Consider the following 17537-nt stretch of genomic DNA (forward strand, 5'->3'; position numbering starts at 1 on the left):
CGGGTGGTCTCGTAGGGTCCTCCTGGGAGAGAAGGGCACGACGATCGCCACCGGGCATCGGCACCATCTCGAGAAGGCGGTGCTCGGACGTGTCCATCCCCTCGACGTCGCCCGGTGACCACACCCCGGCCTACGACCCGGTCGACCTGACCTCGTGCGACACCGAGCCGATCCACGTCCCCGGAGCCATCCAGCCGCACGGCGTGCTGCTGGCGATCGACGACGAGGCGCAGGTCGTGATGCTCTCGGCCAACGCCGACGTCATGCTGGGTCAGGAGGCCGACGCGGTGGTCGGTCGGCCCATCGGTGGGCTGATCGGGGCGCGGGCCGCCGACCTGGTGGCGCGGCGGATCGCCGAGGGCTACCCCGACGAGCCGCTCGTGACCCGGCTCGACGAGGTGGCGCGCGGCCATCTCGCGGGTGCCGACGTCGACGTGCACCTGCACCGCTCGGGAGAGCGGACCGTCGTCGAGATCGAGCCCGTCCAGCACGTGCGCGACACCACGATGACCTACCAGTCGGCGCGCAGCGCGATGGGGCGGCTGGCGGCGACCGGCACCGTGATGGGCTTGACCGACCAGCTGGCCCGCGAGGTGCGCGCGCTCACCGGCTTCGACCGGGTGATGGTCTACCGCTTCGACGAGGACTGGAACGGCGAGGTCGTCGCGGAGGACCGGCGCCCGGACCTCAACTCCTTCTACGGCCTCCACTACCCCGCCACGGACATCCCCGCCCAGGCGCGGCGTCTCTACACGGTCAACTGGCTGCGCCTGATCGTCGACATCGGCTACACCCCGGTGCCGCTGACGCCGATCCTCGACACGGCGACGGGGGCGCCGCTCGACCTGTCGCACTCCACGCTGCGCAGCGTGTCGCCGGTCCACGTGGAATACCTCTCCCACATGGGCGTCACCGCCTCCATGTCGGTCTCCCTGCTCGTCGAGGGCGAGCTCTGGGGCCTGATCGCCTGCCATCACTACTCCGGCCCGCACCGCCCGCCGCACGACGCCCGGTCGGCGGCGCAGTTCCTCGCCCAGGTCGCCTCGCCGATGATCGCCGACCGTGAGCGGGCCGACGACCGCGAGGCGGCGTTGTCCACGCAGGGCCTCCTCGCCGACCTGACCGCGCGCGTCTCGGCCAGCGCCGAGTCGCCGCTGGAGGCCCTGATCTCCGACCCGGCCCTCATGAAGCTGATGCACGCGACCGGCGTCGCCCTCAACTTCGACGGCACGATCCGCACGGTCGGCGTGGTGCCGGCCACCACCGACCTGGTGCGGATCGCCCAGGTCACCGACGACCCCGAGCGCTACGCCACCCACACCGCCCACCTCGGTGACCTCGACCCCGCGCTCGAGCACCTCGCCCCGGTGGTCGCCGGCGTGCTGCGCATCGGTGCCTCGCCCGACCGGTGGCTGCTGTGGTTGCGACCCGAGATCGAGCAGGTCGTCGACTGGGGCGGCGACCCCACCAACAAGCTCCTCGCCGCCTCCGAGGGACCCCACGTGCGGCTCAGCCCGCGCCGCTCCTTCGACAAGTGGCGCCAGGTGGTGCGCGGTCGCTCCGAGACGTGGGCGTTCTGGGAGACCGAGGCCGCCGAGGTGCTGGGTCGCCACGTCAACGGCCTGTTGCTGCTGCGCTCGCGCGAGCAGATCGCCATGGCCGAGTCGCTGCAGCGCAACGTGGTCCTCGACCGGGCTCCCGGCTTCTCCGGCGTCGACCTCGTCGCCCGCTACCGCCCCGCCACCACCTACCAGCTCGGCGGGGACTGGTGGGACGCCTTCGAGCTGCCCGACGGGCGCCTGGCCCTGGTCATCGGCGACGTCGCGGGCCACGGGGTGTCGGCCGCGTCGGCCATGACGCAGGTCCGCACCGCCCTGCGTGCCTACCTGTTCGAGGGCCACAGCGCCGCCTCGGCCCTCGACCACCTCGACCGGCTGATGGACGGGCTGCTCGACCTGCGGGTGGCCACTGCCGTGGTGGTGCTGCTCGAGGTCGAGACCGGGCGCACCGAGATCGCCAACGCCGGCCACCCGCCCGCCCTGCTCACGGGCGACGACGGTGCCCGCGAGGTGGCCGACGACGCCCGGCCGCTGCTGGGCGTCGGATCGGGCACGGCCGAGACCGTGCTCGTGGACCTGCCGGCGGGCGAGACGCTCCTGCTCTACACCGACGGGCTGGTCGAGCGGCGTGGCTTCGACATGGACGAGCGCACCGAGCGGCTGCGCCTGGTGGCCTCCTCGACGTCCACGCACGAGCCGCTGGAGCAGTTCGCCGACCGGGTGCTGGCCCTGCAGGACGGCACCGAGGACGACGACACCACGCTGCTCGCCGTACGACGGCTCTGAGGCCGCCGGCGCGACGCCGGCGTCACCGGTGGGGGACCGGGCAGCCCGGCGTGAAGGTGCCCATCGCGGCGAGGTCGTAGCCGTCGGGGTAGCTCTTCACCTTGGCCAGGTCGTGCACGAAGACCGGCTTGCGGCGCGAGGGCACGTGCGCCAGGAGCCGGGCGCGGGCCCGCAGGGCGGCGGTCGAGGCGCGGCGCGCGGCCGGCCCCGGGTCGTCGTAGCGGAAGGCCGCCAGCAGCGGCGGGTCCATCAGTGCCCGGCTGAAGACGTCGACGCCCTTGGCGGCGGGGCGGGGGTAGAACGACGCCATCAGTGCCAGCGTCGCGTCCGCGACGCGACGGGCGCCGGCGTCGTAGGCGAAGTGCTCGGCCTCGTAGTCGTCCATCAGGGTGGCGAACCCGTCGTAGGTCTCCGGGACGTCCGTGATCGCCATGTGGCGCCCGAGCTCGCGGTAGTAGTTGACGGAGGCGCGCAGCTCGCCGTCCGACAGCGCGCGCCAGCCGAAGTCGTCGAGCCAGCGCTTCGGCACGACCACGAAGGTGGCGAGGACGTAGCGCAGGTCGTCGTTGCTGATGTCGTACATCCGGTGCATCTGGTTGATGCGCCGGATCGCGACCTTGCCGTCGCGGCTCGCGAAGCCGGACACGAGCGGGGCCTCCAGCAGGATGCCGGTGTCGTCGTAGCGCTTCTGGCACGCGCCGGTGAACTGCCCCGTCGCGTCGAGGAGGCTGCCGATGCTGGGCACGGCGTAGGTGCGGAAGAGCGCGAAGCCCAACGACTGGTTGAAGTCCCAGGGGAACTCGTAGAGCGTCAGGTTGCGGTAGATCTCCGCGTGGTCCGTCTCCGGGTCGAGCTGGGCGTTGCGATCGGCCCACAGCGTCTTCCGCATGGCCTCGCGCCTGGTCTTCCGCATGCCTGGAGCGTAGTGCCGACGCAGCGGTCGAGGGCGGTGTCGGGATGGTCGGCGGCCCGACACGGTTGCTGCTCGGGCCCCCCGGTCCTCGCAACGTGCGCCAAGCCCGTGGGGCCGCCGACGTGAGGTCTGGTGCCCGATCGGTCGACCGCCAAACCTCCTCCGACGCGTGGTCTAGACCTGGCGGCCGGAGACGGCGCAGCCGTCGACGTCGGCGGCCCGGTGCTGGCGGGGCTCGAGGCCGGCGGACCGCATCAGGGCGGCGGTGGTGTCGGCCTGGGCGCGGCCGGTCTCGACGACCGTCAGCCCCCCGGGCGCCAACCAGGTCGGGGCCGACGCGATCACCCGACGCTGTACGTCGAGCCCGTCGGCGCCGCCGTCGAGCGCGAGGTGGTGCTCGTGGTCGCGCGCCTCCGATGGCATGGTCGCGATCGCACCGCTCGGGACGTAGGGGGCGTTGACGACCAGGACGTCGACGCTACCCCGGAGGTGGTGCGGCAGGGCGTCGTAGAGGTCGCCGTCGTGGACCCGCTCCGGGGGCAGGTTGCTGCGCGCGCAGGCGGTGGCCGCGGGGTCGAGGTCGGCGGCGTGCAGGTCCAGGTGGGGGTGGCGGGTGAGCAGGACGGCGCCGAGGGCGCCGGAGCCGCAGCAGAGGTCGACGACCCGCTCGTGACCGGTGCGCACCGCGGCGGTCGCGAGCCGCACGAGGAGCGCGCTGCGGCGACGGGGGACGAACACGCCGGGGCTCATCCGCACCCGCACGCCCTCCAGCTCGGCCCAGCCGACGACCTGCTCGAGGGGGCGCCCGGCGACGCGCTCGGCCAGCAGCAGCTGGAGGTGCTGGTCGTCCTGCGCCTCGGCACGCAGCAGCGCCGCCTCGTCCTCGGCGAAGACGCAGCCGGCTGCCCGGAGTGCGGCCACGGCGGCATCGGTCACGCGACCGATCGTGCCACGGCCAAAACTAGAACACGTTATCGTTCGGGGATGGCCCCCGACGTCTTCGCGCCCACCACCCTCGGCCCCGTCCGGTTGCGCAACCGCACGGTCAAGGCCGCGACCTTCGAGGGTCGCGCCCCGCACGGTCAGGTGACGGACGCCCTGATCGACTACCACCTCGCCGTCGCGCGCGGGGGGATCGGCCTGACGACCGTGGCCTACCTCGCGGTCGCGCCCGAGGGGCGCACGCACGCGGAGCAGGTCGTGGTCGGTCCCTCGACCGCGGCCGGGCTGGCCCGGCTGGCCGACGCGATCCACGAGACCGGCGCGGCGATCGCCGGACAGGTGGGTCACGCCGGCCCGGTGGCCAACGGTCGCTCCAACGGGGTCCGCGCCATCAGTGCGAGCCGGATGCCCAGCCCGCTGTCGATGCAGATGATCCGCGCGGCCTCCGAGCAGGACCTCACCCGGGTGACCCGTGCCTACGTCGCGACGGCGCGCACGCTGGTCGACGCCGGCTTCGACGTGCTCGAGCTGCACATGGCCCACAGCTACCTGATCTCCTCCTTCCTCGCCCCCGGCCTCAACCGCCGCAAGGACCGGTGGGGAGGCTCGCTCGAGAACCGTGCGCGCCTGGCCCGCCAGGTGGCCCGCGCCGTGCGCGACGAGGTCGGCTCGGAGGTCGCCGTCACCGCGAAGGTGTCGCTCAGTGACGGCTTCCGCGGCGGTGTCACCACCGACGAGGGGCTCGAGCTGGCCCGGCTCCTCGAGGCCGACGGGTGCCTCGACGCCCTCCAGATGAGCGGCGGCAGCTCGCTGATGAACCCGATGTACCTCTTCCGCGGGGACGTCCCCCTGAAGGAGTTCGCGGCGTCCATGCCGCCCGTCGTACGCCTCGGGATGCGCACGCCGATGGGTCGCGGCTTCCTCAAGCACTACGACTTCGAGGAGGCCTACTTCTGGGACAAAGCGATGCGCTTCCGGGAGGCCCTGTCGATGCCGCTGATGCTGCTCGGCGGGATCAACCGCGTCGACACGATGGAGCGTGCCATGGAGGCCGGCTTCGACTTCGTCGCCATGGGTCGCGCCGTCCTGCGCGAGCCCGACCTGGTCAACAAGCTCGCCGCCGGCCGCGCCACCGCCGGGGTCTGCGTCCACTGCAACCGCTGCATGCCGACGATCTACTCCGGCACGCGGTGCCCGGTGGTGTCGCCGGCCTGATCGGCGCGGCCCAACTGATGTAACACGTCGTCTGCTCATCTTCCCGGCCGCTGCAACGACCTTCTAGATGGGTGGACGTCGTGTTGCATGAGGCCCGACCCCCTTCCGCAAATCTAGAACGTGTTCTAGATTGACGCCCATGTCGCAAGTGAAGCCTGACCGCAAGCTCCGTGTCGTCGTCTGGTCGACGGGGACCATCGGCCGCCACGCCATCGCGGGCATCGACGCCCACCCCGACCTGGAGCTCGTGGGGGTGTGGGTGTCCAACCCGGACAAGCACGGCAAGGACGCCGGGATCCTGGCCGAGATGGGCCGCGAGCTCGGGGTGCTGGCCACCACCGATCGCGACGCCCTCATCGCGCTCAAGCCCGACGCGATCGTGCACACCGCGATGGCCGACGACCGGGTCTTCGAGTGCATCGAGGACCTGATCGGCTTCGTGGAGGCAGGCATCAACGTCACGAGCAGCGGGCCGGTGCTGCTGCAGTGGCCCGAGAAGATCCTGCCCCCGGAGTTCCTCGCGCGCATCGACGACGCCTGCAAGGCCGGCAACGCGAGCATCCACGTCAACGGGATCGACCCCGGCTTCGCCAACGACGTGCTGCCGCTGGTGATGACGAGCCTGTCCCAGCGCATCGACGAGGTGCGGGTCATGGAGATCTGCGACTACTCGACCTACTACCAACCCGTCGTCATGGGCGACATGTTCGGCTTCGGCAAGCCGATGGACTTCAAGGCGTTCCTCTGGGAGCCCGGCATCCTCACGATGGCGTGGGGCAGCGTCGTGCGCCAGATCGCCGCGGGCCTCGACGTCGTGCTCGACGAGCCGCTGACCGAGGAGGTCGACCGCCGCGCCGCCGAGGTCGACACGCCCTCGGTCTCCGGCGACGTCGCCGCCGGCACGATGGGCGCGGTGCGCTTCCAGCTCATCGGCAAGGTCGACGGCACGCCGCGCGTCGTGCTCGAGCACATCACCCGTACGGCGCCCGACCAGGTCCCCGAGTGGGAGACGCCGCCGGCGGGCGTGGACGGCTGCTACCGGGTCAAGATCTCCGGCGAGCCGATGATGCAGGTCGACTTCACCCACCACGGCGAGCACGGCGACCACAACGTCTCCGGCATGATCACGACCGCCCAGCGCATCATCAACGCGCTGCCGGCCGTCGTCGCCGCCGAGCCCGGCCTGGTCACCGCGATCGACCTGCCTCTCGTGACCGGCCGCGGACTGGTGAGCACGTGAGCGGCATCCTCGACCGCTTCGCCGTCACCGACCAGGTCGCGATCGTCACCGGCGCGGGCCGCGGTCTCGGCGCCGCCACCGCCGTCGCGCTCGCCGAGGCCGGCGCCGACGTGCTGATCTCTGCCCGCACCGAGAGGCAGCTCGACGTGGTCGCCGAGCAGGTCCGCGCGACGGGTCGCCGCTGCCTCGTCGTGGCGGCCGACCTCAGCGACCTCGACGCTGTCGCGGGCCTCGCCCAGGCGGCGTACGACGAGTTCGGCCGGCTCGACACGGTGGTCAACAACGTGGGTGGGACCTTCCCCACGGAGTTCCTCAAGACCAGCAACGACTTCCTCAACGAGGCCTTCAGCTTCAACGTGACCACCGCGCACGCGCTGACCCGGGCAGCCGTCCCGTTGATGCTGCAGAGCGCGCCCGACGCCCAGAAGAGCGTGGTCACGATCTCGTCGATGATGGGTCGCACGGCCGACCGCGGCTTCATCGCCTACGGCACGGCCAAGGCGGCGCTGGCGCACTGGACCAGGATGGCGGCCCAGGACCTCGCGCCCAGGATCCGCGTCAACGGCATCTACGTCGGCTCGATCATGACCAGCGCGCTGGAGTTCGTCGCCGGTCAGCCGGCGATGATGGACCAGCTCGAGAGCAAGACGCCGCTGGGTCGCGTCGGGGAGCCGGAGGACATCGCGGCCGCGGTGCTCTACCTGTCGTCGAGGGCGGGGCAGTACGTCACGGGCAAGCTCCTCGAGGTCGACGGCGGCATCCAGCAGCCGACCCTGGACCTCGGGTTCCCCGACGTCGGCGCGTAACGTCGCGCGCGTGATCCCCGACTCCGCACCCCCGCCCATCGCGAGCCAGGGCAGGGATCCCGGCGTCAGCACGGCGTACGCCGTCTCGCCGGACTCCGGGGAGCACTGGACGGCCGAGGGTGCCTGGCGCGTCGCGGACGGGATCTTCCGGATCCCGCTGCCGCTGCCGATGGACGGCCTGCGCGCGATCAACGTCTACGCCATCGAGACCGGCGACGGGCTGACCCTCGTCGACGGCGGCTGGTCGATCCCGGTGGCGCGCGAGCTGCTCGACCGGTGCCTGGGCGAGGTCGGCTACGGCTTCGGCGACATCCGTCGCTTCCTGGTGACCCACGTCCACCGCGACCACTACACGCTGGCCCGCGTCCTCGGCGCCGAGCTCGGCGTCGACGTGTCGCTGGGGCTGGACGAGAAGCCCGCGCTCGACCTGCTCAACAACGTCGGTCAGCTCAGCGCCAACCCGTTCGTCGCGGTGCTGGTCTCGGCCGGCGCGCGCGAGGTGGCCGACCAGTGGGTGCGCATGGACGGCGACGAGCTGCCCGACCCCGCGATGTGGGCCTACCCGGACGTCTGGCTGTCAGGGGACCAGGAGCTCGAGGTCGGCAGCCGCGTCATCGACGCGGTCCACACGCCCGGTCACACCCCGGGTCACTTCGTCTACGCCGACCGGGCCGCCGGGCTGCTCTTCGCCGGCGACCACGTGCTGCCGACGATCACCCCGTCGATCGGCTTCACCGTGCCGCCCACCGACCAGCCGCTGGGCGACTTCATGGGGTCGTTGGCCAAGGTGCGCGCCCTGCCCGACCTGACGATCCTGCCCGCGCACGGCCCGGTCGCGCCGTCCTCGCACACCCGCGTCGACGAGCTGCTCGTGCACCACGAGCGGCGGCTCGCCGAGAGCCTGCACCTGATCGCCGGTGGTCCGCGCACGTCGCACGACGTCGCGCAGGGGCTCGGTTGGACGCGTCACGAGACGCCGTTCGAGAAGCTCGACGTCTTCAGCCAGGGCATGGCCTCGATGGAGACCAAGGCCCACCTCGAGCTGCTCGTCGCTCGCGGCCAGGCCATGCGCGAGGAGCACCCCGACGGTGTCGTCTTCGCCGCCCTGACCTGATCGGCCTCAGCCGCCGGCGCGCGAGACGAACGACAACGCGTAGTAGTCGTTGTCCGCCAGCGGCAGGTAGAGGTCGCCGACGTAGACCAGCGACCCGTCGTAGGGCAGGGCGAACGAGACCTGCCGGCCGTAGCCGTCGAGCGGGTCCTCGACCGGCTCGCCGCTGACCGCGTCGAGGAAGCGGTTGGTCCAGGCGTTGGTCATGACGACCTCTCCGAGCGCCGCGACGGTGTCGCTGTGGGAGAGCCGGTGCCGCGGCGGGTGGAAGGTGCCGCGCAGGTCGAGCGTGCCGGGCACCTCGCGGTCGAGCGTGAAGCGGGCCAGGCCGGGCTTGAAGGCGTTGCCGTAGCCGGCCGTGCGATAGATGCCGGCCGCGTAGACGTCGTCGCCCTGACGGGCGATGTCGTAGATAGGGCCGTTGGTCTGCGGGTCGAAGCCGTTGCGGACGTGGCCGTTGCCGGGACGCACCCGGAGCAGCGCCAGGTTGGCCGGCTGCCCGCCGGGGCGCGTGCGTCGGAAGCTGCCCGCGACGAGCAGGTCGTTGCCGGCGGTGCCGAGCTCGGTGACGTAGCCCTTGAGCGGCAGCACGAAGCTCTGCAACCGCTCGCCGGTGCGCTGGGAGTAGGCGGTGATCAGGTTGCGCGGGAAGCGGACGTCGTCGTCGAGCCGTTGGGCGACGTAGAGCCGGTCGCCGAGGGTCGTCACCCCGCTCAGGTTCTGTACGCCGGTCACGGCGAGGCGGTCGATCGGCTCCCCGGTGGTGGGGTCGAAGGCGCGCACGTCGAGCCGGTTGGGGGAGTACCACCGGCCGCGGGCGTCGTGCTCGAAGGCGTCGTAGCCGTGGAAGTTGGTGCGGGCGACGTAGATCGCACGGCGACCGGGGACCATCGAGCCGAAGCGCAGCACGGGGTGCCCGCGGAAGCCGGGACGGGGCAGCAGGGTGCTGGCGTCGAGGGCGGCGGTGCCGCGGGAGCGGACCGAGCCGGCCATGAAGAACTGCCCGCCGACGTAGAGCCCGGCGCCGGACGGCTCGACGGCGTTGACCTGGCCGTCGAGGTGGTCGAGGGTCTTGCTCACGCGGGCGCCGGTGGTCACGTCGACCGCGGCGAGGTTGGTGGCCGGGGTGCCTCCGACGCTGCCGAAGAGCCCACCGACCCAGAGCTCGTCGCCGACGACGCCGAGGTCGAAGACGCCGCGGTCGGGGCCGTCCCCGAGGTCGGCGATCGCGGGGGTGAAGGCGGGGTCCCCGGCGCCGGTGGCCGGGTCGAGCGAGACCAGCGGGCCGGGCGTCCCGCCGAGGGAGCCGAAGCCGCCGCCCACGAGGAGCCGGTCGCCGCTGGGCAGGATGGTGTGGACGACGCCGCCGAGCTGCCCGTAGGGCGTGGCGGTGGGCGTGAAGGTCGGGTCGGCGGCGCCGGTGTCGGGGTCGAGCGCGACCAGGCCGCGCCCGCCGACGTAGAGCCGCGTGCCGTCCGGGTCGGCCGCCAGGGCGCGGACCTCGCCGGGCAGCGACGCCTCGAAGCCGGTGTCGCGGGCGCCGGTGACGGGGTCGACGGCGATCAACGACCCGTCGCCGACATAGAGCCGACCGTCGGTCACGACCAGCTCGGTCACCCGCTCGGGCCTCGGCGCGAGGAAGGGCGTGACGTCGCCGCTGGTGGTGTCGATGGCCGCGAGGTTGCGGCGCTCGCTGTCGTCGACGGAGTCGAAGAGGCCGCCGACGAAGAGGGTGTCGCCGTCCAGCGCGAGCGCGCTGACCAGGCCGCGCACGCGCGGGGCGAAGGCCGGGTCAGCGGTGCCGTCGGCCGCCACGTGCAGCACGCCGCCGAAGCGGTGCCCGTCGACGGTGGCGGTGTTGCCGCCGACGTACCACCCGCCCTCGCCGTCCGCGACCACCACCGACACCTGGCCGTCGAGCGCCGGAGCCTCGGTGCGCGCGCCCGTCGTCGGGTCGAGCGGCATGCCGGAGCCGGTGAAGCGGCCGATGCGGGTGAAGTCGCCGCGCACGAAGATGGTGTCGCCGCGCCGGGCGAGGTCGGTGACGTCACCGTCGGTGACGATCGCGTACGACGGCGGGGCCGCCTGCAGCGGAGCCCTCCGGTCGTCGCGGGTCAGCGCCGCCGACCCGACCTGGGCGCTGCTCGGCGTGGCGGCCGCCGTCGCGGCGAGCGTGAGCGTCAGCGTGGCCACCGCGCAGGCGCGGACGACGGAGGCGGCGGTCGCGGATGCTGCTGGGGGTATCGGCACGGGCTCAACGTAGGACCGCACCGACCCGGCGTCCGGGTTTGTCGCCAGGAGGTCCCACTGGTCTGGACGCCGGCCCATGACCACTCGGCCATCTGCCTGCAACATCACGCCGACTCGGCTGTGGAAGGCTCCTCGCCATGCCGAGCCGTCGTCATGCCCTCCTCGCCTTCGTGATCCCCAGGATCCGCGGCGCCAGCGACCTGGACCGCCCCGAGCAGGAGCGGTCGCGCATCGCGGCGGTGCACGCCAGGTGGGGACAGGTGCAGCCCGACCTGCCGGTGAGGGGGATCCGGGGCTTCGCCAACGACGTCGCGGTCGTGACGGAGACGGTGACGGGACCGGCGGGCGACTTCGCGGCGTACGTCCTGACACCGCGCGGTGTGCGCATCACGAGCACCCTCTTCTACGTGCACGGCGGCGGGTTCGTGTCGCCGATGGACCGCACGCACGTGGTGTATGCGACCCGGCTGGCCCGCGAGCTCGGAGCCCGCGTCGTGATGCCGGCCTACCCACTGGCACCTGAGCACACCGTGCACGACTCCCACGAGGCGCTGGCCGACCTCGCCTCGCGCTGGGCCGCGGGGGGCCCGCTGGTGCTCGCCGGCGACTCGGCCGGTGGGGGCTACGCCCTGGCGCTCGCCCAGACCCTCCGCGATCGCGGCGGCCCGCAGCCCTCGCACCTGCTGCTCATCTCCCCCTGGGTGGACCTGACGACCAGCACCCCGGAGACCGAGGCGCTCGACGCCATCGACCCGTGGCTCTCCCTCCCCCAGCTGCGGTCGTACGCCGAGTGGTGGGCCGGGTCGCCCGACGCCCTGGGGAGCCCCGAGACGTCGCCGGCGCTGGCCGACCTCGACGGCCTGCCTCCGGCGCTGATGCTCTGCGGGACCCGTGACCTGCTCGTGGCCGGGTGCCGGCTCCTCGCCTCCCGCGCCGCGGGGTCGACGTGGGACCTCACCTACGTCGAGGAGCCCGACCTGATCCACGTCTACCCGATCCTGCCGCTGATCCCGGAGGCCAAGGACGCCTTCCGGCGCACGGTGGAGTTCCTCCGGTGAACATCGCAGCCCTGCCCTTCGCGGCCCTCGACCCCGCCACGGCCTACGCCGTGTGGCGGCTGCGCCAGGAGGTCTTCGTCGTCGAGCAGGAGTGTCCTTACCCCGACCTCGACGGCCGCGACCTCGAGCCCGGCACCCGCCACGTGCTGCTCCGCGACGGCAGTGGCCACGACGGTGACGACGGCGCGCTCCTCGGCTATGCCCGCGTGCTCGACGACGCGACGGCATGGCGCATCGGCCGCGTGGTGCTGGCTTCCGCGGCGCGCGGTCGCGGACTGGCCGCCGCGCTGATGGAGACCGCGCTCAGCATCTGCCCCGATCGCGCGGTCGTGCTCGACGCCCAGTCGCCGCTGCACGACTTCTACGCCGGCTTCGGGTTCGTCGTGGACGGCGAGGAGTTCCTGGAGGACGGCATCGCGCACCTGCCGATGCGCCGGCCGCACCACGCGTGACCGCCGCGCCGACTCGGCGTACGGCGTGCAACATTGCGTCGGCGCGGACGGGTGTGGAGCACCAGCGGCGGGGTCGCTAGCCTGGAGGTTCACGACAGGGGAGCAAGCGCGAGCTTGCTGAGAGTGCGGAAGAGCCGCAGACCCTCGAACCTGCTCCGGTTAGCACCGGCGAAGGGAGTCACATGAAGTCCATTTCTGCTGTCCTGCTCACGTGTGCGTTCGCGACGGCCTCCTGCTCACTCATCGGCACCGGTGACGACGAGGAGCAGGCCGCCGCCCAGGCCGGGGGCGAGGTCGTGCTGGTCACGCACGAGTCCTTCGTGCTGCCCGACGAGGTCCAGGCGGCCTTCGAGGAGCAGTCCGGCTACGAGCTCGTGGTGCGCGCGTCCGGCGACGCCGGCTCGCTGACCAACAAGCTGGTCCTCACCCAGGACGACCCGACGGGCGACGTCGCGTTCGGCGTCGACAACACCTTCGCGTCGCGGGCGCTCGAGGAGGGCGTGTTCGAGGGCTACGAGCACCCGACCCCCGCAGGTGTGTCCGACTTCGAGCTGCCCGGCGACGACGAGCACGCGCTCACCCCCGTCGACAACGGCAACGTCTGCGTCAACGTCGACGACACGTGGTTCGAGACCGAGGGGATCGCCCCGCCGGAGACGCTCGACGACCTGACGGACCCGACGTACGAGGACCTCTTCGTGCTCCCCTCCGCCGCCACCAGCTCGCCTGGCCTGGCGTTCCTGCTGACGACGATCGCCGCCAAGGGCGACGCGTGGCCCGACTACTGGGCCGACCTGATGGACAACGGCGCGCTGCTCACCAGCGGTTGGTCGGAGGCCTACCAGGGCGACTTCACCCAGGGCGGGGGCAAGGGCGAGCGCCCGATCGTGCTGTCCTACGACTCCTCCCCGGCGTTCACCGTCGACGGCGAGGGCGGGACGACCACCAGCGCGCTGCTGGACACCTGCTTCACGCAGGTGGAGTACGCCGGCGTGCTGGCCGGCGCCGCCAACCCCGAGGGCGCCCGCGCGCTGGTCGACTTCATGACCGGCCCGGAGGTGCAGGCGGCGCTCCCCGACAGCATGTACGTCTTCCCGGTCGTCGACGACACCCCGCTGCCCGAGGACTGGGCGACCTTCGCGCAGCAGCCGACCGACCCGTGGGAGGTCGACCCGGCCGAGGTCGCCGCCAACCGGGACGACTGGCTGACGCAGTGGCGCGACGTCACCACCGGCTGACGTCTCGGCGACGCGCGTGAGCACCTGGAGGCGCCCGGTCACCCTGCTCGGCCTGGCCCTGGTGCCGGTCGTGGTGCTGGGCGTCTTCTTCGTGCTGCCCGTCAGCGGCATGGTCGCGCGGGGCTTCTGGCCCGACGGCGCCTTCGCCCCCGGCGAGGTCCTCGACGTGCTCACCCGGCCGCGCACCGGTCGGGTCGTGTGGTTCACCGTGTGGTCCGCGGGGGTGGCCACGCTGCTCGCCGTCGCGGTCGGACTGCCGGCCGCCTACGTGCTGCACCGCCTGGACTTCCCGTTGCGGCGGGCGGTCCGGGCAGCGCTGCTGGTGCCCTTCGTGCTGCCGACCGTCGTGGTCGGCGTGGCGTTCCGCCAGCTGCTGGGGGAGGCCGGGCCGCTGGGCTTCCTCGGCCTCGACGGCACGCCGGTCGCGATTGTCGCCGGCCTGGTCTTCTTCAACGCCGCCGTGGTGATCCGCGCGGTCGGCGCCTCCTGGGAGTCGATGGACGCCCGACCCGCCGAGGCCGCCGCGGCCCTGGGCGCGAGCCCGCGCCAGGTGTTCCTCACCGTCACGCTGCCCGGCCTGCGACCCGCGATCGTGTCCGCCGCGAGCGTCGTCTTCCTCTTCTGCGCCACGTCCTTCGGTGTCGTGCTCACCCTCGGCGGCACCCGCTACTCCTCGGTCGAGACCGAGATCTACCTGCTGACGACCGACCTGCTCGACCTGCCGGGCGCGGCGGCGCTGTCGATCGTGCAGCTGGTCGCGGTGGTCGTCCTGCTCGCGATCGCCGGGCGGCTGCGGGCGAGCGCCGACCCGAGCGTGGTGCGGGTCCCTGCCCGGCCCCGACGCCCCCGCCGCAGCGACCTCGGGCAGCTGGTGGCGACCGGTCTGCTGCTGGCCTTCGTCGCGGCGCCGCTGCTGACCCTGCTCGTCGGGTCGCTCCAGGTCGGTGACGCGTGGAGCCTCGACAACTACCGCGCGCTCACGACCACCGGCTCGCAGCAGGCGCTGCTCGTGCCGGTCACCGAGGCGCTCGCCACCTCCCTGCGCACGGCCGTCGACGCGACCTGGATGGCCCTCTCGCTGGGGCTCCTGGTCGCGCTCGCTGTCACGCGCCGGTCGCGCTCCCGGGCCGAGCGCCGCGTCCGCGGGGTGCTCGACGGCTTCTTCATGCTGCCGCTGGGGGTCTCCGCGGCCACGTTGGGCTTCGGCTTCCTGATCACCCTGGACTCGCCCCCGCTCGACCTGCGCGACTCACCGTTGCTGGTGCCGCTCGCCCAGGCGCTGGTCGCGCTGCCGCTCGTCGTGCGCACGCTGGTGCCGGTCCTCGACGGCATCGACGACCGGCAGCGCCAAGCGGCCGCGTCGCTCGGCGCCGGTCCGCTGCGGGCGGTCATGACCGTCGACCTGCCGGTGCTGTGGAAGCCGTTGGTCGCCGCGTCCGGCTTCGCGTTCGCCGCGTCGCTGGGGGAGTTCGGCGCGACCGCCTTCCTCGCGCGCGACGACCACCCGACCCTGCCCGTGGTGATCTTCCGGCTGATCGGGCACCCGGGTGCGATGAACTACGGCATGGCCCTCGCCGCCTCCGTCGTCCTCGCCGCCACCACCGCGCTGGTGATGGCGGCGGTCGAGCGGCTGCGCGTGCCGTCCCTGGGAGCGATCTGATGAGCCTGTCCCTCACGCACGTCTCGGTCGACTACGACGGCGTCCCGGCCGTCGTCGACGTCTCCCTCGAGCTGCCGGCCGGGCAGGTGCTCGCGGTGCTGGGTCCCTCCGGCTCCGGCAAGTCGACACTGCTGCGCGCGGTCGCCGGCCTCGAGCCGGCCCGCGGTGCCATCGCCTGGGCCGGGGAGGACCTCGCCCGCGTGCCCACCCACAAACGCGGCTTCGCCCTGATGTTCCAGGACGGGCAGCTCTTCACGCACCTCACGGTCGCGCGCAACGTCGGCTACGCGCTGCGGCTCAGGCGGGCCCGTGACGTCGACGCGCGGGTCCGCGAGCTGCTCGCGCTCGTCGGTCTCGAGGGCTACGGCGACCGGCTGCCCTCCACGCTCTCGGGCGGTGAGCGTCAGCGGGTCGCCCTCGCCCGGTCCCTGGCCGTCGACCCGCGGCTGCTGCTGCTCGACGAGCCGCTCTCGGCGCTCGACGCGGGCTTGCGCGAGCGGCTGGCCGGTGAGCTGCGGGAGATCCTGGTGGCGGCCGGCACCACCGCGCTGATGGTCACCCACGACCACGAGGAGGCCTACACGGTCGCCGACCGGCTCGCGGTCATGCGCGACGGGCACCTCGTGCAGAGCGGCGCGATCGGCGAGGTCTGGCGGGCACCCGTCGACCCCGCCACCGCCCTGTTCCTGGGCTACGCGCGCGTGCTCGAGGGCCCTGCCGCCGCACGCCTGCTGAGCGCCGCCGGGCTGGCGCCGGCCCGCGCGGTCGCCGTACGACGATCGGCGCTGACCGTCGACGTCTCGCCGTCGTCGGGGGGCGCCGACCAGCTCGTCGGTGTCGTCGTGTCCGCGCGCGTCACGCCCGACCAGGTGCGCCTCGTGGTAGACGTCGAGGGGCTCGGCGAGGTGGACGCCGTCGCGGCCGTCGACACGCACCCCAGTGCGGGGGAGCCCGTGCGCCTGGCGGTGGACCGGTCGCGGCTCGCGGTGATCGGATGAGACTCCTGCAAGAGGCTTCTCTACACTGACCCCGTGTATCGCCGCGCCTATGTCCTCCTCGTGGGCACTGCCCTCGTCATGGGCGTGCTCGCGTTCGTCGTGTCGCGCCACTACGACCGGCCGCTGCTCGACCCCGAGGGCTCGTTCCTCGGCCCGTCGTGGTTGCGGCTGCCGCTGCTGCTCTTCGGCGCCGCCCTGCTCGACCTGCTGCCGCGCACCCTGTGGTTCTCCAAGCTGCGGCCGAAGGCGATGCTGCCCATCGTGCGCGAGCGGATCCGCACCCACTGGAGCCGTGAGCGGATCACCCTGGTGGCGCTGGGGATCGTGTCCTTCTACGTCACCTACGTCAGCTACCGCAACCTCAAGTCCTGCTTGCCGATCGCGCGGCCGGGCGTGGAGTACGACCGCGAGCTGATGTACCTCGACCGCGTCCTCTTCTTCGGCGCCGACCCTCCGGTGGTGCTGCACGCGATCCTCGGCCAGGACTTCTCCGCGCACTTCCTGTCCACGATCTACGTGTGGTTCCTGCCGCTGGTGCCGCTCGCGCTGACGGCCTGGCTGGTGTGGTCGCGCAACATCTCCTTCGGCTACTGGTTCGCCACGTCGCAGTGCATCGCCTGGTCGCTCGGCACGCTGTCCTACTACGCGCTGCCCACCAAGGGCCCCGGCTTCGAGTACTTCTCCCGCTACCAGGGCCTCGACGAGACCCCCACGACCGCCCTGATGAACGCCCTCGCGGCGGACCGGGTGGACGTCATCCACGGCGGTGTCACCGGCGTCGTGCAGTCCGTCGCGGGCTTCGCCAGCCTCCACACCGCCATCACGCTGCTGATCGCGCTGATGGTGCAGTTCACCCTGCGCAGCCGGATCCTCAAGATCGTCTTCTGGGCCAACTTCGCGATCACCATCGTCGCGACGCTCTACTTCGGCTGGCACTACCTCGCCGACGACATCGCCGGCATCATGATCGCCTTCGTCTCCTTCTACCTCGGCGGCATCGCCACGGGGCAGAAGTTCGAGCGGCGGAGCCTGGTCTCGCACCCGACCACCACCACCTCGGCCATCCCGGTCGAGAAGGTCTGACCGCTGGTCCGGGCCGGTCCGCCCGCTGGTCGGCGTCCTGGCCGCACTTGTAACACGCTGTCCACCCATCTACCCGCCCGTGAACCGTCCCGGGTTTCATCCACTCCCGGGTTGGGTTCCGACGTGGTGGTCGGTGTGGTTTTCAGCGTAGTACTGGGCTTCTGCTTCGGCGGGTGGTCGACGTCCCAGGCGGTGCAGTAGTCGTTGGGTGTTGAACCAATGAACC

General features: G+C 72.5%; 14 protein-coding genes and 1 riboswitch. Of the genes, 11 read left to right on the top strand and 3 right to left on the bottom strand.

The features are described from left to right. Window positions 1–89 precede the first annotated feature (89 nt). Window positions 90–2345 carry a SpoIIE family protein phosphatase gene (locus AAG827_RS14160; RefSeq protein ID WP_341926726.1) on the top strand — a complete coding sequence of 752 codons (2256 nt, stop codon included), beginning with the start codon at window positions 90–92 and terminating at the stop codon, window positions 2343–2345. Between the two features lie 22 nt (window positions 2346–2367). Here AAG827_RS14160 and AAG827_RS14165 read toward each other — a convergent pair whose 3' ends face one another. Together AAG827_RS14165 and AAG827_RS14170 are read right to left on the bottom strand one after the other, a co-directional pair. Next, window positions 2368–3258 (bottom strand): oxygenase MpaB family protein, encoded by an 891-nt coding sequence (locus AAG827_RS14165; protein WP_341926727.1) that lies wholly within the window; start codon window positions 3256–3258, stop codon window positions 2368–2370. Window positions 3259–3432: 174 nt separating this feature from the next. Beyond that, window positions 3433–4194, bottom strand: coding sequence for a putative protein N(5)-glutamine methyltransferase (locus AAG827_RS14170; RefSeq protein ID WP_341926728.1), 762 nt, complete (start codon window positions 4192–4194; stop codon window positions 3433–3435). 48 nt (window positions 4195–4242) lie between these two features. Here AAG827_RS14170 and AAG827_RS14175 point away from each other — a divergent pair, with 48 nt between their 5' ends. The 4 genes from AAG827_RS14175 to AAG827_RS14190 all read left to right on the top strand — a co-directional run bounded on the left by AAG827_RS14175 (window position 4243) and on the right by AAG827_RS14190 (window position 8575). Next, window positions 4243–5415 carry an NADH:flavin oxidoreductase gene (locus tag AAG827_RS14175; RefSeq protein ID WP_341926730.1) on the top strand — a complete coding sequence of 391 codons (1173 nt, stop codon included), beginning with the start codon at window positions 4243–4245 and terminating at the stop codon, window positions 5413–5415. A gap of 139 nt (window positions 5416–5554) precedes the next feature. Further along, window positions 5555–6655 carry a diacylglycerol kinase gene (locus AAG827_RS14180; protein WP_341926731.1) on the top strand — a complete coding sequence of 367 codons (1101 nt, stop codon included), beginning with the start codon at window positions 5555–5557 and terminating at the stop codon, window positions 6653–6655. Then, window positions 6652–7461, top strand: a complete 810-nt coding sequence (locus AAG827_RS14185; protein ID WP_341926732.1) for an SDR family oxidoreductase — start codon at window positions 6652–6654, stop codon at window positions 7459–7461. Before AAG827_RS14180 ends, AAG827_RS14185 begins: the two co-directional genes overlap by 4 nt. A 10-nt stretch (window positions 7462–7471) precedes the next feature. Then, window positions 7472–8575 (top strand): MBL fold metallo-hydrolase, encoded by a 1104-nt coding sequence (locus AAG827_RS14190; protein ID WP_341926733.1) that lies wholly within the window; start codon window positions 7472–7474, stop codon window positions 8573–8575. Window positions 8576–8581: 6 nt separating this feature from the next. On the opposite strand, the gene AAG827_RS14195 is transcribed toward AAG827_RS14190, so the two are convergent. Further along, complete coding sequence (locus AAG827_RS14195; RefSeq protein WP_341926734.1) at window positions 8582–10822, bottom strand: hypothetical protein; 2241 nt, start codon at window positions 10820–10822, stop codon at window positions 8582–8584. A gap of 137 nt (window positions 10823–10959) precedes the next feature. On the opposite strand from AAG827_RS14195, the gene AAG827_RS14200 reads away from it, so the two are divergent. The 6 genes from AAG827_RS14200 to AAG827_RS14225 all read left to right on the top strand — a co-directional run bounded on the left by AAG827_RS14200 (window position 10960) and on the right by AAG827_RS14225 (window position 17311). Next, window positions 10960–11880 carry an alpha/beta hydrolase gene (locus AAG827_RS14200; RefSeq protein WP_341926735.1) on the top strand — a complete coding sequence of 307 codons (921 nt, stop codon included), beginning with the start codon at window positions 10960–10962 and terminating at the stop codon, window positions 11878–11880. Continuing rightward, window positions 11877–12332 carry a GNAT family N-acetyltransferase gene (locus AAG827_RS14205; protein ID WP_341926737.1) on the top strand — a complete coding sequence of 152 codons (456 nt, stop codon included), beginning with the start codon at window positions 11877–11879 and terminating at the stop codon, window positions 12330–12332. The genes AAG827_RS14200 and AAG827_RS14205 overlap by 4 nt, the downstream gene beginning before the upstream one ends. An 86-nt stretch (window positions 12333–12418) precedes the next feature. Continuing rightward, window positions 12419–12526: riboswitch (TPP riboswitch) on the top strand. Further along, a complete protein-coding gene (locus AAG827_RS14210; RefSeq protein ID WP_341926738.1) occupies window positions 12515–13570 on the top strand; it encodes a thiamine ABC transporter substrate-binding protein in 1056 nt (351 codons plus the stop codon). (Overlaps the previous riboswitch by 12 nt.) Window positions 13571–13586: 16 nt before the next feature. Continuing rightward, window positions 13587–15230 carry an ABC transporter permease subunit gene (locus tag AAG827_RS14215; RefSeq protein WP_341926739.1) on the top strand — a complete coding sequence of 548 codons (1644 nt, stop codon included), beginning with the start codon at window positions 13587–13589 and terminating at the stop codon, window positions 15228–15230. After that, the gene (locus AAG827_RS14220) at window positions 15230–16228 is read left to right on the top strand and encodes an ABC transporter ATP-binding protein (protein ID WP_341926741.1); all 999 of its coding nucleotides are present in this window, start codon (window positions 15230–15232) and stop codon (window positions 16226–16228) included. The genes AAG827_RS14215 and AAG827_RS14220 overlap by 1 nt, the downstream gene beginning before the upstream one ends. A gap of 33 nt (window positions 16229–16261) precedes the next feature. Continuing rightward, window positions 16262–17311, top strand: a complete 1050-nt coding sequence (locus AAG827_RS14225) for a phosphatase PAP2 family protein (RefSeq protein ID WP_341926742.1) — start codon at window positions 16262–16264, stop codon at window positions 17309–17311. The last annotated feature ends 226 nt before the right edge of the window (window positions 17312–17537 follow it).

Origin of the sequence: Nocardioides psychrotolerans, from assembly GCF_943371775.1 — a bacterium.
In the GTDB taxonomy this organism is placed as follows: domain Bacteria; phylum Actinomycetota; class Actinomycetes; order Propionibacteriales; family Nocardioidaceae; genus Nocardioides; species Nocardioides psychrotolerans_A.